The 21,448-nt window shown below is 69.1% G+C and carries 21 protein-coding genes; 14 read left to right on the forward strand and 7 right to left on the reverse strand.

Translation table 11 applies throughout. The annotated features are described in order from the left end of the window. Positions 1-34: 34 nt before the first annotated feature. From Q8S30_RS13625 to Q8S30_RS13635, 3 genes are all read right to left on the reverse strand, one after another. On the reverse strand, positions 35-388 hold the full coding sequence (locus tag Q8S30_RS13625) for a hypothetical protein (protein WP_305666551.1): 354 nt from the start codon (positions 386-388) through the stop codon (positions 35-37). A gap of 112 nt (positions 389-500) precedes the next feature. Beyond that, a complete protein-coding gene (gene rpmB / locus Q8S30_RS13630) occupies positions 501-791 on the reverse strand; it encodes a 50S ribosomal protein L28 (protein WP_305666552.1) in 291 nt (96 codons plus the stop codon). Positions 792-927: 136 nt separating this feature from the next. After that, complete coding sequence (locus Q8S30_RS13635; RefSeq protein ID WP_305666553.1) at positions 928-1,641, reverse strand: helix-turn-helix transcriptional regulator; 714 nt, start codon at positions 1,639-1,641, stop codon at positions 928-930. A gap of 70 nt (positions 1,642-1,711) precedes the next feature. Between Q8S30_RS13635 and Q8S30_RS13640 the strand changes: the two genes are divergently transcribed. Both Q8S30_RS13640 and Q8S30_RS13645 read left to right on the forward strand, forming a co-directional pair. Then, positions 1,712-2,038: an NIPSNAP family protein gene (locus Q8S30_RS13640; protein WP_305666554.1), complete on the forward strand. Its 327-nt coding sequence runs from the start codon at positions 1,712-1,714 to the stop codon at positions 2,036-2,038. Beyond that, positions 2,035-2,379, forward strand: a complete 345-nt coding sequence (locus Q8S30_RS13645; protein WP_305666555.1) for an antibiotic biosynthesis monooxygenase — start codon at positions 2,035-2,037, stop codon at positions 2,377-2,379. Before Q8S30_RS13640 ends, Q8S30_RS13645 begins: the two co-directional genes overlap by 4 nt. Here Q8S30_RS13645 and meaB read toward each other — a convergent pair. Continuing rightward, the gene (gene meaB / locus Q8S30_RS13650; protein WP_305666556.1) at positions 2,370-3,365 is read right to left on the reverse strand and encodes a methylmalonyl Co-A mutase-associated GTPase MeaB; all 996 of its coding nucleotides are present in this window, start codon (positions 3,363-3,365) and stop codon (positions 2,370-2,372) included. The two genes, Q8S30_RS13645 and meaB, sit on opposite strands and share 10 nt — an antisense overlap. Positions 3,366-3,527: 162 nt before the next feature. On the opposite strand from meaB, the gene Q8S30_RS13655 reads away from it, so the two are divergent. Further along, positions 3,528-4,286, forward strand: coding sequence for a DUF3108 domain-containing protein (locus Q8S30_RS13655; protein WP_305666557.1), 759 nt, complete (start codon positions 3,528-3,530; stop codon positions 4,284-4,286). Between the two features lie 22 nt (positions 4,287-4,308). Then, complete coding sequence (gene hrpB / locus Q8S30_RS13660) at positions 4,309-6,771, forward strand: ATP-dependent helicase HrpB (protein ID WP_305666636.1); 2,463 nt, start codon at positions 4,309-4,311, stop codon at positions 6,769-6,771. A gap of 313 nt (positions 6,772-7,084) precedes the next feature. Here the strand turns inward: hrpB and Q8S30_RS13665 are convergent, their stop codons facing one another. After that, a complete protein-coding gene (locus Q8S30_RS13665) occupies positions 7,085-9,400 on the reverse strand; it encodes a Tex family protein (protein ID WP_305666558.1) in 2,316 nt (771 codons plus the stop codon). 88 nt (positions 9,401-9,488) lie between these two features. Then, complete coding sequence (locus tag Q8S30_RS13670; protein ID WP_305666559.1) at positions 9,489-10,529, reverse strand: SLC13 family permease; 1,041 nt, start codon at positions 10,527-10,529, stop codon at positions 9,489-9,491. Between the two features lie 323 nt (positions 10,530-10,852). Here Q8S30_RS13670 and Q8S30_RS13675 point away from each other — a divergent pair, with 323 nt between their 5' ends. From Q8S30_RS13675 to Q8S30_RS13690, 4 genes are read left to right on the forward strand one after another with little or no spacing between them, the layout of a single operon-like run. Beyond that, positions 10,853-11,701 (forward strand): metal ABC transporter substrate-binding protein, encoded by an 849-nt coding sequence (locus Q8S30_RS13675; protein ID WP_305666637.1) that lies wholly within the window; start codon positions 10,853-10,855, stop codon positions 11,699-11,701. Further along, complete coding sequence (locus tag Q8S30_RS13680; RefSeq protein WP_305666560.1) at positions 11,698-12,516, forward strand: manganese/iron ABC transporter ATP-binding protein; 819 nt, start codon at positions 11,698-11,700, stop codon at positions 12,514-12,516. Before Q8S30_RS13675 ends, Q8S30_RS13680 begins: the two co-directional genes overlap by 4 nt. Continuing rightward, on the forward strand, positions 12,513-13,361 hold the full coding sequence (locus tag Q8S30_RS13685) for a metal ABC transporter permease (protein WP_305666561.1): 849 nt from the start codon (positions 12,513-12,515) through the stop codon (positions 13,359-13,361). The genes Q8S30_RS13680 and Q8S30_RS13685 overlap by 4 nt, the downstream gene beginning before the upstream one ends. Next, entirely contained in the window at positions 13,358-14,188 is an 831-nt protein-coding gene (locus Q8S30_RS13690; protein WP_305666562.1) for a metal ABC transporter permease, read from the forward strand. The genes Q8S30_RS13685 and Q8S30_RS13690 overlap by 4 nt, the downstream gene beginning before the upstream one ends. A 4-nt stretch (positions 14,189-14,192) precedes the next feature. Here the strand turns inward: Q8S30_RS13690 and Q8S30_RS13695 are convergent, their stop codons facing one another. Continuing rightward, positions 14,193-14,939 carry an SDR family oxidoreductase gene (locus Q8S30_RS13695; protein ID WP_305666563.1) on the reverse strand — a complete coding sequence of 249 codons (747 nt, stop codon included), beginning with the start codon at positions 14,937-14,939 and terminating at the stop codon, positions 14,193-14,195. A 274-nt stretch (positions 14,940-15,213) separates the two neighbouring features. Here Q8S30_RS13695 and Q8S30_RS13700 point away from each other — a divergent pair, with 274 nt between their 5' ends. From Q8S30_RS13700 to Q8S30_RS13725, 6 genes are read left to right on the forward strand one after another with little or no spacing between them, the layout of a single operon-like run. Next, positions 15,214-16,809 carry an ABC transporter substrate-binding protein gene (locus Q8S30_RS13700; protein ID WP_305666564.1) on the forward strand — a complete coding sequence of 532 codons (1,596 nt, stop codon included), beginning with the start codon at positions 15,214-15,216 and terminating at the stop codon, positions 16,807-16,809. After that, a complete protein-coding gene (locus tag Q8S30_RS13705) occupies positions 16,809-17,867 on the forward strand; it encodes an ABC transporter permease (RefSeq protein ID WP_305666565.1) in 1,059 nt (352 codons plus the stop codon). The genes Q8S30_RS13700 and Q8S30_RS13705 overlap by 1 nt, the downstream gene beginning before the upstream one ends. Positions 17,868-17,889: 22 nt before the next feature. Beyond that, positions 17,890-18,804, forward strand: coding sequence for an ABC transporter permease (locus tag Q8S30_RS13710; RefSeq protein ID WP_305666566.1), 915 nt, complete (start codon positions 17,890-17,892; stop codon positions 18,802-18,804). After that, a complete protein-coding gene (locus Q8S30_RS13715; RefSeq protein WP_305666567.1) occupies positions 18,801-19,634 on the forward strand; it encodes an ABC transporter ATP-binding protein in 834 nt (277 codons plus the stop codon). The genes Q8S30_RS13710 and Q8S30_RS13715 overlap by 4 nt, the downstream gene beginning before the upstream one ends. Then, positions 19,631-20,395 (forward strand): ABC transporter ATP-binding protein, encoded by a 765-nt coding sequence (locus Q8S30_RS13720; protein ID WP_305666568.1) that lies wholly within the window; start codon positions 19,631-19,633, stop codon positions 20,393-20,395. Before Q8S30_RS13715 ends, Q8S30_RS13720 begins: the two co-directional genes overlap by 4 nt. Next, entirely contained in the window at positions 20,392-21,447 is a 1,056-nt protein-coding gene (locus Q8S30_RS13725; protein WP_305666569.1) for a dipeptidase, read from the forward strand. The genes Q8S30_RS13720 and Q8S30_RS13725 overlap by 4 nt, the downstream gene beginning before the upstream one ends. Position 21,448 lies beyond the last annotated feature (1 nt).

Here is a 21,448-nt window from a genome sequence, read left to right on the forward strand (position 1 = left end):
CCTTGAAAAGCGTGGGCCTGAAAGCGGTGAAGCGTCAGACCGTGGTCGGAGGCGCGCGGGCGTTTGCGGCAGGGGCGCTGTGCGAAGCCGCAGTCTGGCCCGGCGGCGGCGCCGCCCGCTCGGTCCGGCCCTCGCGCTGCGGCAGGGCGACCTGCGGCAGGTCCATCGCCGCGAAGAAGGCCAGCACCATGTCGGGGCACAGATGCGCCGGGCCAACCGGGTTGCCCTGCGCATCCAGTTCGATGGTGACGAAGCCGTCCCCCGAACAGATCACCACTGCCTCGCCGGCCCGCGTCTGCCCGCGGGCGGTGGCGAGCGACTGGCTCGTCAGCCCCAGCAGCAGTGCCAGCAGCAGCAAGAAGACGGTATGGGCGGGACGCCTGTTCATGCGGGCACCCTAGCGGGCGCGGCACCCGCCGGGAAAGCGGCATAATGCAGCAGCCGCAAATGCAAACGGCCCCGCCGATGGGCAGGGCCGCGCAATCAGACAATCAGCAGGATCAGGCCGCGGCGGATTGCGCCTTGGCGATGTCTTTCTTGATCTTCAGTGCCTTCGAGGACAGATCGTCATCCTTCGCCTTGGCGAGGAACGCGTCCAGACCGCCGCGGTGGTCGACCGAGCGCAGGCCGGCCGCCGAGATGCGCAGCCGGAAGGACTGGCCCAGAACGTCCGAGATCAGGGTGATTTCGTTCAGGTTGGGCAGGAAGCGGCGACGCGTCTTGTTGTTCGCGTGGCTCACGTTGTTGCCCGTCATCGGGCCTTTCCCGGTCAGTTCGCAAACGCGCGACATCGTTTCATCCTTCGTTTCCCGGGCCGATGTCATTGCGACAGAGCGGCCCGCATCATACCATAAAGGGGCGCCTCACGCGGGTGCCCCGAATTCCGTCCGCGCCAATTACGGGCAAAGCTGGCAGGCGTCAAGCGATTCATCCCCGCGCGATGCGCGAAAGGTCATCCGCCCGTGTTGCCGGAAAGGCCAGCGCGAAACGACGGGCGCCTTCGGGGGTGAAGGCGATCACCCGGCTGCCGGGGCTGCGCCGCGCCCAGTCCTTCGCCTCGATCGCCAGCAGGAAGGCGCGGCCGAGCCTGCCCCCCAGATGGCTGCGCCGCGCGCTCCAGTCAAGGCACTCGCGGCAGAGCGGCGGGCGCGCGGCGTGAAGTGCAGCCATATCGATGCCGAAACCCGCGATGAACCCGGCGCCGTCTTCGGTCAGGCGAAGGCCCTCACCGGCCGCCTGCAGGAAGCCGCGCGCGACGAGGCTGTCGTAGAGCTGCACCCCGCGCTCCCCGGCCAGATGGTTGTAGCAGACCCGCGCCTGCCGCAGCGCCGGATCACGGGGGCCCGGCAGCCGCGTCGGGGCGGCGCCACCCGAGAACCGCATCAGCGCCTCGAGCAGCGCCGCCACGTCGTCCGAGGCCAGCTCGAAATACTTGTGCCGCCCCTGCCGGCGCGGGGCGATCAGCCCGCCGCCCTCCAGCCGGGCCAGATGGGCGCTGGCGGTGGGCAGGCCGATCCCGGCCTCTGCCGCCAGTTCCGATACGGTCAGCGCCTGCCCGCGCATCAGCGCCGCCAGCATCCCGGCGCGGGCGGGGTCGCCGATCAGCGCGGCGGTGCGGGAGATGTCGGGGCCTTCGGTCATGGTTCGATCATGGGCGAAGCATGGGCGCCGCGCAAGCGGGTAGGCTGCACCCACAAGGAAAGGACCTCCCATGCTCACATGCGTGATCCGCTACCAGATCGACCCGACCAAACATGCCGAGTTCGCCGCCTATGCCCGCACCTGGGGCCAGGCCATCCCGCGCTGCGGGGCCGGGCTGATCGGCTATTTCGCCCCGGCCGAAGGCTCCAGCACGCTGGCCTATGGCATCTACACCATCCCCAGCCTTGCTGCCTATGAGGCCTACCGCGCCCGGTTGGCCGCCGACCCGCTGGGGCAGGAAAACTACGCCTTCGCGCAGCGCGAGAAGTTCCTGCTGCGCGAGGACCGCACCTTTCTGCGGCTGGTCTCCACGCCCCATGCCGCGCCCGCCCCATGATCGCGGTGATCTTCGAGCTGGAGCCGGCCCCGGGGCAACGCGAGGCTTATCTCCACCATGCCGCATTGCTGCGGGCAGAGCTGGAGGCGCTGCCCGGCTTCGTCTCGGTGGAGCGGTTCGAGAGCCTGAGCGCGCCCGGCAAGCTGCTGTCGCTGTCCTTCTTCACCGATGCGGCGGCGGTGGCGGCGTGGCGCAACCGGCCCGCGCACCGGGCGGCACAGGCGGCGGGGCGCGGCGGGGTCTTCGCCGGCTACCGACTACGGGTGGCCGAGGTGCTGCGCGATTACGGGCTGGCGGAGCGCGAGCAGGCGCCGCCCGACTCCCGCGCCGCTCACCCCTGAGCCGCCTCCAGCGCCGCCAGCACCTCGGCGGCGGCGCGGGAGGGGGCGGCGCGGCCCGCCTCGACCGCATCGCCCAGGGCGGCCATCCGGGCGCGCAGGCCCGCGTCCCGCTCCAGCCGCGCCAGCAGACCCTGGCGCACCTCATCCTCGAACCAGCTGCGGGCCTGTTCGGCGCGGACCCGGGCGAAATGGCCATTGGCGCGGCGCCAGTCGGCCAGCGCCTTCATCTCGGCCCAAGCCGCGGCCAACCCCGCCTCTTCCAGCGCCGAGACCGGCAGCGCCTTGGGAAAGCCCTCCGGGTCCTGCACCCGCTTGCGCAGCAGCCGCAGCGCGCCGGCATAATCGGCCACGGTGCGCAGGGCGGCGGGCTTCAGGTCGCCATCGGCCTTGTTCACCAGGATCAGGTCGGCAATCTCCATGATGCCGCGCTTGACGCCCTGCAGCTCATCCCCGCCGCCGGGGGCCAGCAGCAGCACGAAGAGGTCGGCCATTCCGGCGACCAGCGTTTCCGACTGGCCCACCCCCACCGTCTCGATCAGCACCACATCGAAGCCCGCCGCCTCGCACAGCGCCACCGCCTCGCGCGACCGCCGCGCCACGCCCCCCAGCTGCGCCTGACTGGGCGAGGGCCGGATGAAGGCGCGCGGATCGCGGGACAGCCGGTCCATCCGGGTCTTGTCGCCAAGGATCGAGCCGCCCGACCGCGCGGATGAGGGATCGACCGCCAGCACCGCCACCCGCAGCCCCTGCGCGGTCAGCATCATCCCGAAGGCCTCGATGAAGGTGGATTTGCCCACCCCCGGCGTGCCCGACAGCCCGATGCGCAGCGCCTGCCGCCCAGTGCCCGCCAGCGCATCCAGCAACTCGCCCGCCGCAACTCGGTGATCGGCCCGTCGGCTTTCCACCAGCGTGATCGCCCGCGCCAGTGCCCGCCGCTCTCCGCCTCGCACGCCGCGGGCCAGTTCTGCCACCTCAAGACCCGTCATCTGGCGCCCCTTATTCTGCCGCCCATCATGCAAATGTCATGCCGTCATGCAACCACGAGGCTGCTAGCGGACTTGTCACTAAAGTTGACGGGCCCGGGGATGTCTTGCCGCCCCCGTCCGGGATATGTCCAGCGCATCGGCCCCGCAACAGCGAGAATCCTAATGATCCCTTTCCTGCGCCGCCTCCTGCCTTCGCCTCCCGCCCTGGCCGCCCTCGTGCTGGCGCTGGCCGCGCTGCCACTTGGCCCGCACCCCGCGGCGGCCAACCAGACCGACAGCGCCGTCTTCGACCTGCACTTGCGCGGGCTGCGCGCCGGAACATTGTCGATCGCGGGGGCGATTGACGGGGCGACCTATGCCGCTTCGGGCAAGTTGCAAAGCAGCGGCGTCCTCGCCGCGATCAAGAAGATCCGCTATGATGCCAAGGTGTCGGGCAGCCTCAGCGGCACCCGCTATACCCCGCGCACCTATCACGAAACGGCCGATACCGGCCGCCGCCAGTCGGAATCGGTGATGGAATATCGCGCCGGGGTGCCGCAGCTGAAGGTCTACAATCCGCCGCGCAAGCCCGAAGATCAGGACATCGACCCCGCCACCCAAGGCGGCACAGTCGATCCGATGACCGCCGCCTATGCCACCCTGCGCGACGTGCCAGAGGCCGAGGCCTGCAAGCTGAACCTGACGCTCTTCGACGGCAAGCGCCGCAGCCAGGTGAAGCTGTCGAACCCGGTGAAGCAGGGGGACCGGATCACCTGCGCAGGCGAATACCGCCGCCTGCAAGGCTTCTCGGCCGAGGATATGGCCGAGAAGACCCGCTTCCCGTTCCGGCTGATCTATCGCCCGGCGCAGAACGGCGTGCTGCGGGTGGGCGAGGTCGAGATGGATACACTCTATGGCAAAGGCGTGCTGAAACGGCGATAAGGCCCCAATGATTGAAAGGCTTTTGATTGACCGGCTGCCGATAGACGAGGCGCTTCCTGCGCTGACCGCGGCCCTCCAAGCGGAGGGCCGCTGCGTTCTTGTGGCCCCGCCCGGCGCCGGCAAGACCACCCGCGTGCCGCTGGCGATGCTGGAGGCGGGGCTGACCACAGGGCGCATCGTCATGCTGGAGCCGCGACGTCTGGCGGCACGCGCCGCGGCCGAGCGGATGGCGGCGACACTCGGCGAGCCAGTGGGCCGGACCGTCGGCTACCGCATCCGCGGCGAGGCGAAGGTGTCGAAATCCACCCGCATCGAGGTGGTGACCGAAGGTATCCTGACAAGGATGATCCAGTCCGACGCCGACCTGCCCGGCATCGGCGCGCTGATCTTCGACGAGTTCCACGAACGCAGCCTGAATGCCGATCTGGGCCTTGCCCTCGCATGGGAGGTCCGCGGCGCGCTACGCGAGGATCTGCTGCTGGTGGTGATGTCGGCGACGCTCGATGCCGAACCCGTGGCGGCGCTGCTGGACGGCGCGCCACTGGTCCGCTCGGATGGCCGCGCCTTCCCGGTGGAAACGCGCTGGCTGCCGCGCCCCTTGGATCGCACCATGCGCTTCGAGCCTGCGGTGGCCGCGCTGGTGGCCGAGGCCGCGGCCGAGACCGAGGGCGGCATCCTGGTGTTCCTGCCCGGCGAGGGTGAGATCCGGCGGGTGGAAGGGCTGCTGCGCGGCCGCCTGCCCGCGGGCTGCACCGTGCATCCCCTTTTCGGCGCGATGGAGTTTGCGGCGCAGCGCGCGGCGATTGCGCCCGCCGCCTCGGGCCGCAAGGTGGTGCTCGCCACCGCCATCGCCGAAACCTCGCTGACCATCGAGGATGTGCGGGTGGTGGTCGATGGCGGCCGGGCGCGGCGGGCAAGGTTCGATCCGGGCAGCGGCATGTCGCGGCTGGTGACCGAACGGGTGACGAAGGCCGAGGCCGAGCAGCGCCGCGGCCGCGCCGGCCGGGTCGCGCCCGGGGTCTGCTACCGCATGTGGTCGCGCGGCGAAGAGGGCAGCCTTGCCGCCTTCCCCCCGCCCGAGATCGAGACGGCAGACCTTGCCGGCCTCGCGCTGGAGCTGGCTTTGTGGGGCGCGGACCCTGCGGCGCTGGCCTTCCTCACGCCGCCCCCCGGCCCGGCGCTGGCCGAGGCGCAGGCGCTGCTGGCGGGGCTGGGGGCGCTGGAGGACCGCGGCCAGGGCTGGCGCATCACCCCGCATGGCCGCACGCTGGCTGCCCTGCCGACCCACCCGCGGCTGGCGCATATGCTGGCTGTGGCCGGACCCTCAGCGGCGACACTGGCGGCCCTGCTGGCCGAACGCGACCCGCTGAAAGGCGCGCCGGTGGACCTGACCCTGCGGCTGGCGGCCCTGCGCGATCCCAAGGCCTTCGAGGCGGACCATGTCTGGCCGGTGAACCGCGGCACCATCGAACGCATCCGCGCCGAGGCGAAACGGCTGGCCCGGATGGCCCCGGCGAACGACGGCTCCTACACCCCCGCCGAGATGGCGGCGCTGGCCTACCCTGACCGCATCGGCCTTCGCCGCAAGGGCGAGGCCCCGCGCTACCTGCTGTCAGGCGGCAAGGGCGCGGTGCTGAAGGAGACGGACCCGCTGGCGCAATCGCGGCTGATCGTGGCGACGGACCTTGATGGAGATGCGCGCGAGGCGGGCGTGCGGCAGGCGGTGGAGATCCGCGAACCCGCTCTGCGCCGACTCTTCGCGGACCAGATCGCCTGGCACGACCACTGCGCATGGTCACGCCGCGAGGGGCGGGTGCTGGCCCGGCGGCAAGAGCGCCTCGGCCCGCTGGTGCTGGACGACCGCCCCTGGCCCGACGCCCCGCCCGAGGCCCTCGCCCGCGCCGCCCTCGACGGCCTTCGCCAGATCGGCCTGCCGTGGCACCCCCGCGCCGCCCGCCTGCGCGCCCGGGTGGACCTGCTGCGCGAGGAGGGTGCCGAGCTGCCCGAGATGACCGATACCGCCCTGCTGGACAGCGCCGAGGGCTGGCTGCTGCCATATCTCAACGGCAAACGCAGCGAGGGCGAGCTGCGTGCACTCGACCTGACCGAGGCCCTCAAGGCCCTGCTCGGCTGGGACGGCCAGCAACTCGTTGACCGCCTCGCGCCCGAGCACTTCGAGACCCCGCTCGGCCGCCGGGTGCCCATCGACTATGCCAGGGAGGCCCCGGGAATCGAGATCCGCCTGCAAGAGATGTTCGGCGTCACCCTGCATCCCGTGGTCGGCCCCAAACGCCGCCCGCTGCGCATCACCCTGCTCTCACCCGGCGCCAAGCCCGTGCAGGTGACGATGGACCTGCCGGGCTTCTGGGCCAATACCTATGCCGAGGTCCGCAAGGACATGCGCGGCCGCTACCCGCGCCACCCCTGGCCCGAGGATCCGACAGTCGCGGAACCCACCCTGCGCGCCAAGCCGCGGGGAACCTGAGCGGGGGGGCGCGGGGGCCGGCGGAGGGAGGGGGCTGTCTGCCCCCTCTTCGCGCGTGCCGCGCGAATTCACCCCCGAGGATATTTCCGAAAAAGCAATTCCAGCTGGTGCCCCGCCTCGGGCCGCCTGAGCGGGGGAGACAGGGCACCCTTGCTTTTTGCGGTCATCGGCGTCCCCGCCTGTACCGCGCGCCGAGGTTGCGCCGACAAGAGTCAACAAAGCGTAAATTCAGCTTTGCTTTTTCGGAAATATCCTCGGGGGGTGAATTGCGGCCAAAGCCGCAAGAGGGGGGCAGACAGCCCCCCTCCCCCGCTCACCGCTTGCGCATCGCATCCAGCAGCGCGGCGCCGAGGCCGCCGACGTCAGCGCCAGCCGCTTTGGGGGACGCCGCCATCGGCGCGCGCGGGCCGGGCTTGGGCCCGCCCTGCGCAGGGGCGCGCGGCTCCACCGGCGCCGCCTCCTTGCGCATGGTCAGCCCGATGCGCTTCCTTGCCACATCCACCTCCGTCACCCGGACCTTCACCACATCGCCCGCCTTCACCACCTCATGCGGGTCTTTCACAAAACGGTCGGCCAGCTGGCTGACATGCACCAACCCGTCCTGATGCACGCCGATATCGACAAAGGCGCCGAAGGCCGCGACATTGGTCACCGTGCCTTCCAGCAGCATCCCCGGCTTCAGGTCCTTGATGTCCTCGACCCCGTCCGCGAAGGTCGCGGTCCTGAAGCCGGGGCGCGGGTCGCGGCCGGGTTTTTCCAGCTCGGCGAGGATGTCCTTCACCGTGGGCAGGCCGAAGCGGTCATCGACGAACTCTGCCGGCTCCAGCCGTTTCAGCGCGCTTGCATCCTTCATCACCTCGCGCAGGTCCCGCCCGCAGGCGGCGACGATGCGGCGAGCGAGGTCATAGGCCTCGGGGTGGACCGAGGAGGCATCCAGCGGCTCCTTGCCACCCGGGATCCGCAGGAAGCCCGCCGCCTGCTCATAGGCCTTCGGCCCCAGCCGCGCCACCTTCAGCAGGGCACGGCGGGTGGCGAACGGGCCGTTGGCGTCGCGGTGCCCGACGATGGCCTCGGCCAGTGATGGCCCGAGGCCCGAGACCCGGGCCAGCAGCGGGGCCGAGGCGGTGTTCACATCCACCCCGACCGCGTTCACCGCATCCTCCACCACCGCCTCCAGCGAGCGGCCAAGTCGGTGCTGGTCCACGTCATGCTGATATTGCCCGACGCCGATGCTCTTGGGCTCGATCTTCACCAGCTCGGCCAGCGGGTCCTGCAAGCGGCGGGCGATGGACACCGCGCCGCGCAGGGACACATCGAGATCGGGAAACTCCTTGGCCGCCAGCTCGGACGCGGAATAGACCGAGGCGCCGGCTTCGGACACGATCACCTTGGTCGGCTTCGGCCCCGCGGGCAGCTGCGCCAGAAGGTCCGCCACCAGCTTTTCCGACTCGCGGCTGGCGGTGCCGTTGCCGATGGCGATCAGCTCTACCCCATGCTTGCGGATCAGCATGGCAAGCTCTGCCTGCGCGCCGCGCAGGTCGTTCTTCGGCTGGAACGGATAGACGGTGGAGGTCGCCAGCACCTTGCCGGTCGCGTCGATCACCGCGACCTTGCAGCCGGTGCGGATGCCGGGGTCCAGCCCCAGCACCGCCTTGCCGCCCGCCGGGGCCGCCAGCAGCAGGTCCTTGAGGTTGCGGGCGAAGACGCGGATCGCCTCGGCCTCGGACCGCTCGCGCAGGTCGGTCATCAGGTCCAGCGACAGCGAGGTGCGCAGCTTGACGCGCCAGGCCCAGCCCGCCACCTGTGCCAGCCACAGATCGCCGGGCAGTTGGCCGCCGGCCTTCAGCGCGCCGCGGACGATGGCTTCCGCCGGGCCGGTGCCGGGGGCGGCATCGGCGTCGATCTCCAGATCCAGCGACAGCACGCCCTCGTTGCGCCCGCGCAGCATCGCCAGGGCGCGGTGGCTGGGCGCAGTGGCCCAGCTTTCGGAATGGGCGAAGTAGTCCGAGAACTTGGCACCCTCGGCCTGCTTGCCCTCCACCACCCGCGCCGACAGCACCGCGACCTTCTTCATATGGGCGCGAAGCCGGCCCAGCAGGTCGGCATCCTCGGACAGCCCCTCGGCGATGATGTCGCGCGCGCCCTCCAGCGCGGCCTTGGCATCGGGCACCGCCTCGGTGACGTATCCCGCCGCCAGCGCCGCCGGATCGGAGCGCCGGTCCTGCAGGATTGCGTCGGCCAGCGGGCCAAGCCCGTTCTCGCGGGCGATCATCGCGCGGGTGCGGCGCTTGGGCTTGTAGGGCAGGTAGAGGTCTTCCAGCTCCGCCTTCGTCACCGCCCCGGCGATGCCCAGCTCCAGATCCGCCGTGAGCTTGCCCTGCGACGCGATCGAGTCGCGGATCGCGGCGCGGCGGGCTTCCAGTTCACGCAGATAGACCAGCCGCTCGGCAAGGGTGCGCAGTTGCGTGTCATCGAGCCCGCCGGTCACTTCCTTGCGGTAGCGGGCGATGAAGGGCACCGTCGCACCGCCATCCAGAAGCGCGATGGCCTGCGCCACCTGATCGGCGCGGGCGCCGATTTCACCGGCGATGAGGAGCGGGATGCGGCGGGTCGGGTCGAGTGCGGTCATGGCGTCAGCTTCCTGTCTGCGGGACGCTGACCATAGCGGCCCCGGGGGCGCCCGCCAATGGGGTGCGCCAATGCGGTGGGCCCGTGGTCTAGCTTGCGAGCAAGAGCGCGCCGACAGCGAAGCTGAGGGCGAACATCGGCAGCGACCACAGGTGGAACTGCCGCCACAGCCCCGGCTCCCGCACCAGCCGCAGCGCGATAAGGTTGGCCAGCGAGCCTATGGCGAGGCCGAAGCCGCCGACGCTGACGCCCCAGGCCAGCGCGCGCCAATCCTCGGTGAAGGGCGCGAGGAAGATCGCGGCCGGCACGTTGGACATGGCCTGTGACAGCACCGCGCCGACGGAAAAGACCCCGCCGGGCAGGGCCAGCGCCGCGGGCATCGCGGCGGCAATGGCGGGCAGTTGTCCCAGCAGGCCGAGGTTGACGAACATCAGCATGAAGACCAGCAGCAGCGGCCAGTCGAGCCAGCGCAGCACCGCCCGGAAGGCGACCGCGTAGAGCGCGAGGATGGCGCCGGCAGCCGGGACGGCGAAGCCGGCATTCACCAGCAGCAGGAAGAGCGGATAGGCGGCGAGCGAGACGGCCATCAACCGCCGGTTCAGTGGCAGGGGCGCGGTGGGCTCGGAGAGGGTCAGCGTCTGCTTGCCGATGGCGAGCGGCACCAGCGCCAGCAGGATCGCCAGCATCGCGGCGGCGAGCGGCAGCATCGCGAGCACGAACTCCCCGAAGCCCGCGCCCGAGACCTGCCACAGGAACAGGTTCTGCGGGTTGCCGACCGGCGAGACGGCCGAGCCCGCATTGACCGCCAGCGCCTGCAAGATCACCAGCCGCCCCAGCGGCAGCGGCACCAGCCTCGACAGCGCCAGCGTCAGCGGTACTGTGACGAACAGCGCCACGTCATTGGTCACGATGGCAGACAGCACCGCGGCGAACAGCACCAGCGCCACAGCCAGCCCCCGCTCTGTCCGCAGCCCGCGCAGGGCGGCGCGGCCGGCGCGGTCGATCACCCCGCTCACCTCCAGCCCGCGGCTGAGCACCATCAGCCCGGCCAGCGCGCCGATGGTCTTCCAGTCCACCAGCGCGGCGATGTTCGCCGGGCGCGTTGGCACCTGCCAGAGCAGCAGGGGCAACAGGGCGAGCAAGAGCAGAAGCAGCTACTCCTCGCGCATCCAGCGGGTCAGGGTGGGGGCGGTGACTGGAGCGGTCAAGATGCGGGATCCTTCGAAGGCGGCGCGCACGAACTACCACAGGCGCGGCGTGTGCAAAATACATCCGCTGCCCCCCGCAACGCCCCCTTCACTCTCTTGCGAATAGTTTGCAGTTGCAATTCTGCACAAGCATCCTACCTTTCTTGAGAACGACTCTCAAAAAGGAGATGACGATGCCGGGACCGACGCGAAATGCAGGGATCAGAGGACGGAGGGGCCGGGTGACCGGGGCGCTCGCCGCGCTGATGCTGCTGGCGGGCCCGGCTGTTGCCGAGGACAAGTTCCGGGCCGTCACCACCTTCACTGTCATCGCCGACATCGCCGCCAATGTGGCGGGGGATGCCGCCGTGGTCACCTCGATCACCAAGCCGGGGGCAGAGATCCACAATTACCAGCCCACCCCCGGCGACATCATCGCCGCGCAGGATGCCGACCTGATCCTGTGGAACGGGCTGAACCTCGAGCAATGGTTCGAGCGCTTCTTCCGCAACCTGCCCGACGTGCCCGGCATCGTCGTGTCCGAGGGCGTGGAGCCGATGGGCATCGCCGACGGACCCTATGAGGGCAAGCCCAACCCCCATGCCTGGATGAGCCCGGACGGCGCGATGATCTACGTGGACAATATCCGCGACGCCTTCATGGAACATGACCCGGCGAATGCCGAGATCTACAAGGCCAATGCCGAGGCCTACAAGGCCGAGATCATGGCCGCGGTGGAGCCGATCCGCGCGCAGCTGGAAGCGATCCCCGAGGACCGGCGCTGGCTGGTCACCAGCGAGGGCGCGTTCAGCTACCTCGCGCGCGATTTCGGGCTGCAGGAGCTGTATCTCTGGCCGATCAACTCCGACCAGCAGGGCACGCCGCAGCAAGTGCGGCGGGTGATCGACGCGGTGCGCGAGCATGACATTCCGGCGGTCTTCAGCGAAAGCACGATCCCGGCCGATGGCGCAGAGCAGGTGGCGCGGGAAACCGGCGCGGCCTATGGCGGGGTGCTTTATGTGGACTCGCTCAGCGGGCCCGATGGGCCGGTGCCGACCTATATCGACCTGCTGCGGGTCACCTCGGAAACCATTGCCAAGGGACTTGCCCAATGACCGCCCCGGCGCTCAGCCTTGCCGGCAGCGCGCCGGTGACGCCCCCCCCCGGCCTGTCGGTGCGCGGCCTGACGGTGACCTATCGCAACGGCCACACCGCGCTGCGCGATGCCGCCTTCACCCTGCCGACCGGCAGCATCACCGGGCTTCTGGGGGTGAATGGGGGCGGCAAATCCACCATGTTCAAGGCGATCATGGGCTTCGTGCGCCCCTCGGCGGGTGAGGTGGCGATCCTCGGCCTGCCCGCCCCGCAGGCGCTGAAGCGCAACCTTGTCGCCTATGTCCCGCAGGCCGAGGAGGTGGACTGGACCTTCCCGGTGCTGGTCGAGGATGTGGTGATGATGGGCCGCTTCGGCCATATGGGCTTCTTCCGCCGCGCCCGCCCTGCCGACCGGCAGGCGGTGTCTGCCGCGCTGGCACGGGTGGGGATGGAGGAGTTCCGGCTGCGCCAGATCGGCGAGCTGTCGGGCGGCCAGCGCAAGCGGGTGTTCCTTGCAAGGGCGCTGGCGCAGGAGGCGCGGGTGATCTTGCTCGACGAGCCCTTCACCGGCGTCGATGTGCAGACCGAGGCCGCCATCGTGACGCTGCTGAAGGAGCTGCGCGCCGAGGGGCGGGTGATGCTGGTCGCCACCCATGACCTTGCCGCGGTGCCGGAGTTCTGCGACCGCATCGTGCTGGTGCGCGGCACCGTGCTGGCCGAGGGGCCGACGGAGCAGGTCTTCACCCGCGCCAATCTGGAAGACACCTTCGGCGGCGCGCTGCGTAATCTGGCCTTCGCCGCCGATATGCCCGCCAAGACCGGGGCCCGCGCATGAGCCTGCTGCTCGAGCCCTTCACCTATGGCTACATGGTCAACGCCATCTGGGTCTCCGCTCTGGTCGGGGGCCTTTGCGCCTTCCTCTCCGCCTTCCTCATGCTGCGCGGCTGGTCGCTGATCGGGGACGCGCTGTCGCACTCCATCGTGCCGGGCGTGGCGGGGGCGTGGATGCTAGGGCTGCCCTTCGCCTTTGGCGCCTTCCTGTCGGGCGGGCTGGCGGCGGCGGCGATGCTGGTGCTGAACCAGCGCACGCGGCTGAAGGAGGATGCGATCATCGGGCTGATCTTCTCCAGCTTCTTCGGGCTGGGGCTGTTCATGATTTCCGTCTCCCCCGTGCCGGTGAATGTGCAGACGATCATCATGGGCAATGTGCTGGCCATCACCCCGGCCGATACGCTGCAACTGGCGATCATCGGCGTGGTGTCGCTGGCGATCCTTGGCGCCAAGTGGAAGGACCTGATGGTGACCTTCTTCGACGAGGCCCATGCCCGCAGCGTCGGCCTGAACCCGGTGCTGCTGCGGGGCATCTTCTTCACGCTGCTGGCCGCGGCGACGGTGGCGGCGATGCAGACGGTCGGGGCGTTCCTGGTGATCGCGCTGGTGGTGACGCCGGGGGCGACGGCCTACCTGCTGACCGACCGCTTTGCCGTGCTGCTGCGCCTGTCGGTTGCCATCGGTACGCTGACCTGCGCAGCGGGGGCTTATGCGAGCTACTTCCTCGATGCGGCGACCGGCGGCATCATCGTCCTGGCGCAGACCGGCCTGTTCCTGCTGGCCTTCGTCTTCGCCCCCAAGCATGGGCTGATCGCCGCGCGCCGGCGCAGTGCGGAGGCCGCGGCATGATGGACCTGATCGCGGCCTTCCAGCTGCCCTTCCTGCAAAACGCCCTGCTGGGGGCCGTGCTGGTCGCGGTGCCGACGGCGCTGCTGTCCTGCTTTCTGGTGCTCAAGGGCTGGTCGCTGATGGGCGATGCGGTGTCCCACGCCGTCTTCCCCGGCGTGGTGCTGGCCTGGATGGCCGGGCTGCCGCTGGCGGTGGGGGCCTTCACAGCCGGCATGACCTGCGCGCTGGCGACGGGGTTCATCCGAGAGCGCAGCCGGGTCAAGCAGGACACGGTGATGGGCGTCGTCTTCTCGGGCATGTTCGCGCTTGGGCTGGTTCTGTACTCGCAGGTGCAGACGGAACTGCACCTCGACCACATCCTCTTTGGCGACATTCAGGGCCTTGCCGCCGCCGACCTGTGGCAGACCGGGATCATCGGCGTGGTGGTGACGCTGGTGCTGCTGGCCAAATGGCGCGAGTTTCTGCTACACGCCTTCGACCCGGCGCAGGCGCGGGCGGTGGGCCTGCGGGTGGGTGCGCTGCACTATGGGCTGCTGGCGCTGTTGTCGGCCACCATCGTCGGCGCGCTGACGGCGGCGGGGGTGATCCTGGCGGTGGCGCTGCTGATCGCGCCGGGGGCGACGGCCTTCCTGCTGACGCGGCGGTTCGGGTCGATGATGGCGGTGTCGGTCGCGGTGGCGCTTGGGTCGTCCATCGGCGGGGTGGTGCTGAGCGTGGCGCTGGACAGCGCGCCCGCCCCGACCATCGTGCTGCTGATGACCGCCGCCTTTGCCGCGGCCTTCGCCCATGCCACGCTGAAGGCCCGGCGCATCGGCGCGGCGGCCTGAGCCCTCAGCCGAAGTCGCGCAGGTCGGTGACTGGCGACGCGCCAAAGGCTGGCCCGGTGAGGTGCGCCACCAGCCGGCGGGCGCAATCCTCGGGGCTGGACAGCCCGCCACTCTCCTTCAGTCCCACGAACCGTTCGCGCATCGTGAACTGCGCCTCGGTTGTGGCGCGGATCGCGGCCTGCATGTCGGTGTCGATCACCCCGGGCGCGAGGCTTTCGATGCGCAAGCCGGGGCGTTTGTCCTCGGCCACGGCGCGGGCGTGATGGTCGAGCGCGGCCTTGGTGGCGCAGTAGAGGCTCCACCCCGGATAGGCGTTGCGCGCGGCCCCGCTGGAGACATGCAGAACGCGGCGGTCGGGCGCGCCCGTCGTCGCGGCGATCAGTGTATCGGCCAGCATCAGCGGAGCGGTCACGTTCAGCGCGACGGCCCTGGCGATGGCAGCCGGGTCGAGAGTGCCGGCAGGGCCGATGGGCTCCACCATGCCGGCATTATTGACCAGCAGCACCGGCCCTGCCCCGGTCAGATGCAACCGCAGTCGATCCCCGCCCAGCCACTCCGCCAGCGCCGCCGGGTCCGCAAGGTCCAGCGCAACCTCTGCCAGCGCCTCCGGATAGGCCTCTGCCAGCGCCGGATTGCCCCTGCGCGCGAGCCCAAGAACCCGCGCGCCGCGCGCCAGAAGCTCGGCGGCGATGGCGGCACCGAGGCCGCGGGAATGGCCGGTGACGATGGCGGTTGCGGTCTGGTCTGGCATCGGGGCTCTCCTGCGCTGCGGGTGCCAGACGGCCACCATTCGCCGCCACGGTCAACCCCGCCCATCCCACCAAAACATCCCCGCGTTCCTCCGCTGCCGAAGCTTCAGGCAGTCCGGCGCGGCTTCCCCGACGGCGCGGCGGATTGCCACAAAATGCGGCAGATCGCCGGGCCGCGGGTCTTGACTTCGTTTTTTACCAAGCGGTTAATCACACTTGTGCCGCCCGACGTCCTGAAGGTCGCGGGGACGAGCCAGTCCAACAGAGGATGCATCCATGTTTCACAAGACGAAGTGGCTCGCCGCCACGGTTGCGAGCTTTACCGCCGTCGCCGCGCCCGCGGCCTGGGCCGAGACGCCCGCCGACACGCTGATCATGGCCTGGTCGATCGATGACGTCATCTCGCTCGACCCCGCCGAACTTTTCGAATTCACCGCCGGCGAGATCGCCGGGAACAGCTATGAAACGCTGATCGGCTATGATCCGATGAACGTGTCGGACATCAGCGGCAAGGTCGCGGAAAGCTGGGAAGTTTCCGAAGACGGCAAGACGCTGAGCTTCAAGATCAAGGAAGGCCGCACCTTCGCCAGCGGCAACCCGATCACCGCCGCAGATGCCGTCTATTCGCTGACCCGCGCCGTGAAGATGGACATGTCGCCCGCGTTCATCCTCACGCAGTTCGGCTTCACCGCCGACAACGTCGACCAGATGATCCGCCAGACCGGCGATTACACCTTCGAATTCGAGATGGATCAGGCCTATGCGCCGACGCTCGTGCTCTATTGCCTCACCGCCAACGTCGCCTCTGTCGTTGACATGAAGCTGGTGCAGGAAAATGAGGTCGATGGCGATTTCGGCTATAACTGGCTGAAGACCGGCTATGCCGGTTCGGGCCCGTTCACCATCCGCGAATGGCGCGCCAACGAGGTCGTGGTGATGGAGCGCAACCCGAACTATTCGGGCGACGCTCCGGAGATGGCCCGCGTCATCTATCGCCACATCCCGGAACCGGCCACCCAGCGGATCTTGCTGGAGCAGGGCGACATCGACATCGCCCGCGACCTTGGCCCCGATGAGATCACTGCGATGTCGTCGAACCCCGATCTGGTGGTCGAGGATGGCGTCAAGGGCTCAATCTACTACATGGGCCTGAACCAGAAGAACGAGAACCTCGCCAAGCCCGAGGTCGCCGAGGCGATGAAATGGCTGGTGGATTACGAGACCATCGCAGACACGCTGATGAAGGGCCGCGTCACCGTTCACCAGGCCTTCCTGCCCAAGGGCTTCCTGGGCGTGCTGGAGGAAAACCCCTACAGCCTGAACGTCGAGAAGGCCAAGGAACTGCTGGCCGAGGCCGGGCTGCCCGACGGCTTTACCGTCACCATGGACACCCGCAACACACCCGAGATCACCAGCCTTGCCGAGGCGATCCAGGGCACGATGGCGCAGGCCGGCATCACGCTGGAACTGATCCCCGGCGATGGCGGCCAGACCCTGACCAAGTACCGCGCCCGCAGCCATGACATCTATATCGGCCAGTGGGGCCCGGACTATCAGGACCCGCACACGAACGCCGATACCTTCGCGCGCAACCCCGACAACTCGGATGATGCGGCGTCGAAGCCGCTGGCCTGGCGCAACGCCTGGGACATCCCGGAGATGACCGCCAAGGCCGATGCCGCCGTGCTCGAGGGTGACGCGGACAAGCGCGCCGAGATGTATATCGAGCTGCAGAAAGAGCATCAGGCCGTCTCGCCCTTCGTGATCATGTTCCAGGAAATCGAAGTCATGGCGCATCGCAAGAACGTCAGCGGCTTCGTCATCGGGCCGTCGTTCCAGGACAACTCCTTCGCCAACGTCACCAAAGACTGATGTCTGGCGCAACAAAGACCGGAGGGCGCAGCCGCGCCCTCCCCTTCGCGTGGAAGGCCGTCAAGCTGCTCGCCTCGGTCGCGCTGACCTTCCTGGGCCTGCTGTTCGTCACCTTCCTGATCGGCCGCGTCGTGCCCGTCGATCCGGTGCTGTCGGTGGTGGGCGACCGCGCCAGCCAGGCCGTGTATGACCGGGTCTATATCGAACTGGGGCTCGACAAGCCGCTGATCCAGCAATTCTGGATTTACCTGCAAAAGGTGTTCACCGGCGATTTCGGCGACAGCTTCATGACCAAGCGTCCGATCCTAGACGATATCATGCGCGTCTTTCCGGCCACGCTGGAGCTTGCCACCTTCGGCGTGATCCTCGGCACCATCCTCGGCGTGCCGCTGGGGGTGCTGGCGGCCGTCAAGCAGGGTCGGCTGGCGGACCAGGTGGTGCGCGTCGTCGGCCTCATCGGTTATTCCGCCCCGATCTTCTGGCTGGGCCTTCTGGGGCTGCTGATCTTCTACGCCAAGCTCGGCTGGGTTGCCGGGCCGGGGCGCATCGACATCAGCTATGAATATGACATCACCCCCGCCACCGGCCTTCTGCTGATCGACAGCGCCATGCAGGGCAAATGGGCGGCGTTCGGCAACATCTTCTCGCATATCATCCTGCCCGCCTCGCTTCTGGGCTATTTCTCGATGGCCTATATCAGCCGCATGACCCGCAGCTTCATGCTGAACGAACTGGCGCAGGAATATGTCATCGCCGCCCGCGTCAAGGGCGTGCCGGAATGGCGGATCATCTGGGTCCATGCGCTGCGCAATGCCGCGGTGCCGCTGGTGACGGTGATCGCCCTGTCCTATGCGGGCCTGCTGGAGGGATCGGTGCTGACCGAGACCGTCTTCGCCTGGCCGGGCCTTGGCCAATACCTGACCAACAGCCTGCAGAACGCCGACATGAATGCCGTGCTTGGCGGCACGCTGGTGATCGGCGTGGTCTTCGTCGGGCTGAACCTGCTGTCCGACCTTCTCTACACCCTCCTTGACCCTCGTGTGAGGCGTCGCGGATGAGGCCCAGAACCCGGAGGCGCGCATGACCGCCACATTCTCCCGCCGCGAATGGCTGCTGTCCGAACAGCCCGCCTCGCGCCGTCAGGCCCGTCTGGGCCAAGGCTACCGCACCTGGCTGGCGCTGCGGGCCAATCCGCTGGCGATGATCGGCCTCGCCATCGTAGTGACGCTGGTCGTCGTCGCGCTGCTGGCCAATGTCATCGCGCCCTATGACCCGATCGTCGGTGGCGATTTGCGGACAGAACGGCTGCTGCCGCCCTCGCTGACGCATCTGATGGGCACCGATGAACAGGCGCGCGACATCTTCTCGCGCCTCGTCCACGGCTCGCGCATCACCCTCATGGTGGTGGCGCTGGTCGCGGTGATCGCCACGCCCATCGGGCTGCTGGTCGGCACCACCGCGGGCTATTTCGGCGGTTGGGTCGATACCGTGTTGATGCGCGTGACCGACATCTTCCTGGCCTTCCCGCGGCTGATCCTCGCGCTGGCCTTCGTGGCGGCACTTGGGCCGGGGATCGAGAATGCGATCATCGCCATCGCCATCACTTCCTGGCCGCCCTATGCGCGGCTGGCGCGGGCCGAGACGCTGACGATCCGCGACACCGATTACATCAACGCCATCCGCCTGCAGGGGGCGCGCCCGGTGCGGATCATCTGGGGGCACGTGGTGCCGCTGTGCCTGTCCTCGGTCATCATCCGGGTGACGCTGGACATGGCCGGGATCATCCTGACGGCGGCAGGCTTAGGTTTTCTAGGCCTCGGCGCACAGCCCCCCCAGCCCGAATGGGGTGCGATGATCGCCGGGGGCCGGCGCTTCATCATCGACCAGTGGTGGGTGGTGACGATGCCGGGCCTTGCCATCTTCGTGGTCTCGCTGGGGTTCAACTTCCTTGGCGACGGCCTGCGCGACGTCCTTGACCCGAAAGCCCGCAAATGAGCGCCCTTCTGACAGTCGAAGACCTGCGCATCACCTTCCCGACGCGGCAGGGCCCGTCCGAGGTGGTGCGCGGCGTCAGCTTCACCCTCGGCCGCGAGCGGCTTGGCATCGTCGGCGAAAGCGGGTCGGGCAAGTCGCAGACCGGCCGCGCCCTTCTGGGCCTGACCCCGCCGCCCGGCACCGCCACCGCCAAACGGCTGGAATTCGACGGGATCGACCTGCGCAGCGCCAGCCCCAAGCAATGGCGCGCCCTGCGCGGCGGGCGGATGTCGATGGTGATGCAGGATCCCAAGTTCAGCCTGAACCCGGTGATGACCATCGGCCGCCAGATCATGGAGGCGCTGGCCTTCCACGGCCGCTCCAGCCGTGCCGAGAAGAAGGCCCGCGCGATGGCGATGCTCGAGGCGGTGCAGATCCGCGACCCCGAACGCGTGTTCCGCGCCTATCCGCACGAGCTGTCGGGCGGGATGGGCCAGCGCGCGATGATCGCCATGATGCTGGTGACGGAGCCTGACCTGCTGATCGCCGACGAGCCGACCAGCGCGCTGGACGTGACGGTGCAGATCGAGGTGCTGCGCATCCTCGACGCGCTGGTGACGGATCGCGGCATGGGGCTGATCTTCATCAGCCACGATCTGCGCCTTGTCGCCAGTTTCTGCGACCGGGTGCTGGTGATGTATGCGGGCCGGGTGGTCGAGGAGCTGAAGGCGTCGGAACTCGACCGGGCGCAGCATCCCTATACGCAAGGATTGATGAACTGCCTGCCCAAGATCGACAACGACACGCGCCCCCTGCCGACCATGACCCGCGACGCGAGTTGGGCACTATGAGCGCGCTGCTGGACATCCGGAACTTGCACGTCACCTTCGGCGCGGGCCCCGATGCCGTGCAGGCGGTGCGGGGCGTCACGCTGAAGGTGGCCGAGGGCGAGAGCTACGGCATCGTCGGCGAAAGCGGGTCGGGCAAATCCACCGTCCTGCGGGCGATCTGCGGGCTGGCGCCGACCAGCGAGGGCAGCATCCTTCTGGGCGGCAGCGAACTGACCTCCCCGCGCCGGGCGGACTTCTACCGCCGCGTGCAGATGGTGTTCCAGGACCCCTATGCCTCGCTGCACCCCCGCCACACCGTCGACCGGGTGCTGTCGGAGCCGCTGGCGATCCACGGCTTCACGGACCGCGAGGCGCGAGTGGAACAGGCCCTGACCGATGTCGGCCTCGGCCCCTCGTTCCGCTTCCGCTATCCACACCAGCTGTCTGGCGGCCAACGCCAGCGCGTGGCCGTGGCCCGGGCCCTGATCCTCGAGCCGCGGGTGCTGCTGCTGGACGAGCCGACAAGCGCCCTCGACGCCTCGATCCAGGCCGAGGTGCTGAACCTGCTGGACCGGCTGCGCACCGAACGCGGGCTGACCTATGTGATGGTCAGCCATGACCTCGCCGTCGTGGCGCATATGTGCGACCGGCTGATGGTGATGCAGCACGGCCAGGCTGTCGAGGAACTGACCCGCGGCGCCTTGCGCGCCCGCGCCGCCACCACCGATTATACCCGCCAACTCCTCACCGCCTCGCACGGATATACGAAAGCCGCATCATGACCCTGACCCCCGTTTTCGATGGCCATAACGACTTCCTGCTGCGCCTGTTGCGCAACCCCGCCGAGCGCGAGGCGATCTGGCTGACGGGCGAGGGCAAGGGCCATCTCGACCTGCCGCGGATGAAAGCGGGCGGCTTCGTGGGCGGGTTCTTTGCCGTCTACATCCCCTCGCCCAAGGCCCATGACGCGCCGGATTACGAGGCGCTGATGAACAACCCGCCCTATGACCTGCCGCTGCCCGACCTGATCGGCGATACGGCGGCGATGCCGGTGGCGATGGCGATGGTGGGGCATCTGATGTGGATGGAGCGGACGGGCGCGCTGGCCATCTGCCGAAGCACCGCCGATATCCGCGCGGCGATGGAGGCGGGCAAGATCGCCGCCATCCTGCATATGGAGGGCGCCGAGGCGATCGGCGAGGATCTGGACGCGCTGCATGTCTGGCACGCGGCGGGACTGCGCAGCCTTGGCCCGGTCTGGTCGCGCCCCACGGTCTTTGGCCATGGCGTGCCCTTCCGCTTTCCGGGCGAGCCGGATACCGGGCCGGGGCTGACGGACGCCGGAAAGCGGCTGGTGGCCGAGTGCAACGCCTTGAAAATCATGATCGACCTCAGCCACCTGAACGAGGCCGGCTTCAACGATGTGGCGGCGCTTTCGGACGCGCCGCTGGTCGCCACCCATTCCAACGCCCATGCCGTCACCCGCTCCACCCGCAACCTGACCGGCCGGCAGTTGCGGATGATTGCCGAGAGCAAGGGGATGGTCGGGCTGAACTACGCCACCTCCTTCCTGCGCGAGGATGGCAAGCAAAGCGCCGATATCGGCTGGGAGCCGGTGCTGAAGCACATGGACCATCTGCTGTCGGTTCTGGGGGAAGACCACCTCGGCCTTGGGTCCGACTTCGACGGCGCCACCATTCCGCAGGGCATCGGCGATGTGGCAGGCCTGCCGCATCTGCTGGAGGCGTTCCGCGCCCATGGCTATGGCGAGGCGCTGATCGAGAAGCTGGCCTGGAAGAACTGGCTCGCGGTGCTGGACCGGACCTGGGGCTGAG

Origin of the sequence: Frigidibacter sp. (assembly GCF_030695035.1) — a bacterium.
Lineage (GTDB): Bacteria > Pseudomonadota > Alphaproteobacteria > Rhodobacterales > Rhodobacteraceae > Frigidibacter.

Coding starts and splice junctions, on each gene's coding strand:
- Q8S30_RS13625 (WP_305666551.1), bottom strand. CDS start 388: ATGAACAGGCGTCCCGCCCATACCGTCTTCTTGCTGCTGCTGGCACTG.
- rpmB (WP_305666552.1), bottom strand. CDS start 791: ATGTCGCGCGTTTGCGAACTGACCGGGAAAGGCCCGATGACGGGCAAC.
- Q8S30_RS13635 (WP_305666553.1), bottom strand. CDS start 1,641: ATGACCGAAGGCCCCGACATCTCCCGCACCGCCGCGCTGATCGGCGAC.
- Q8S30_RS13640 (WP_305666554.1), top strand. CDS start 1,712: ATGCTCACATGCGTGATCCGCTACCAGATCGACCCGACCAAACATGCC.
- Q8S30_RS13645 (WP_305666555.1), top strand. CDS start 2,035: ATGATCGCGGTGATCTTCGAGCTGGAGCCGGCCCCGGGGCAACGCGAG.
- meaB (WP_305666556.1), bottom strand. CDS start 3,365: ATGACGGGTCTTGAGGTGGCAGAACTGGCCCGCGGCGTGCGAGGCGGA.
- Q8S30_RS13655 (WP_305666557.1), top strand. CDS start 3,528: ATGATCCCTTTCCTGCGCCGCCTCCTGCCTTCGCCTCCCGCCCTGGCC.
- Q8S30_RS13665 (WP_305666558.1), bottom strand. CDS start 9,400: ATGACCGCACTCGACCCGACCCGCCGCATCCCGCTCCTCATCGCCGGT.
- Q8S30_RS13675 (WP_305666637.1), top strand. CDS start 10,853: ATGCTGCTGGCGGGCCCGGCTGTTGCCGAGGACAAGTTCCGGGCCGTC.
- Q8S30_RS13680 (WP_305666560.1), top strand. CDS start 11,698: ATGACCGCCCCGGCGCTCAGCCTTGCCGGCAGCGCGCCGGTGACGCCC.
- Q8S30_RS13685 (WP_305666561.1), top strand. CDS start 12,513: ATGAGCCTGCTGCTCGAGCCCTTCACCTATGGCTACATGGTCAACGCC.
- Q8S30_RS13690 (WP_305666562.1), top strand. CDS start 13,358: ATGATGGACCTGATCGCGGCCTTCCAGCTGCCCTTCCTGCAAAACGCC.
- Q8S30_RS13695 (WP_305666563.1), bottom strand. CDS start 14,939: ATGCCAGACCAGACCGCAACCGCCATCGTCACCGGCCATTCCCGCGGC.
- Q8S30_RS13700 (WP_305666564.1), top strand. CDS start 15,214: ATGTTTCACAAGACGAAGTGGCTCGCCGCCACGGTTGCGAGCTTTACC.
- Q8S30_RS13705 (WP_305666565.1), top strand. CDS start 16,809: ATGTCTGGCGCAACAAAGACCGGAGGGCGCAGCCGCGCCCTCCCCTTC.
- Q8S30_RS13710 (WP_305666566.1), top strand. CDS start 17,890: ATGACCGCCACATTCTCCCGCCGCGAATGGCTGCTGTCCGAACAGCCC.
- Q8S30_RS13715 (WP_305666567.1), top strand. CDS start 18,801: ATGAGCGCCCTTCTGACAGTCGAAGACCTGCGCATCACCTTCCCGACG.
- Q8S30_RS13720 (WP_305666568.1), top strand. CDS start 19,631: ATGAGCGCGCTGCTGGACATCCGGAACTTGCACGTCACCTTCGGCGCG.
- Q8S30_RS13725 (WP_305666569.1), top strand. CDS start 20,392: ATGACCCTGACCCCCGTTTTCGATGGCCATAACGACTTCCTGCTGCGC.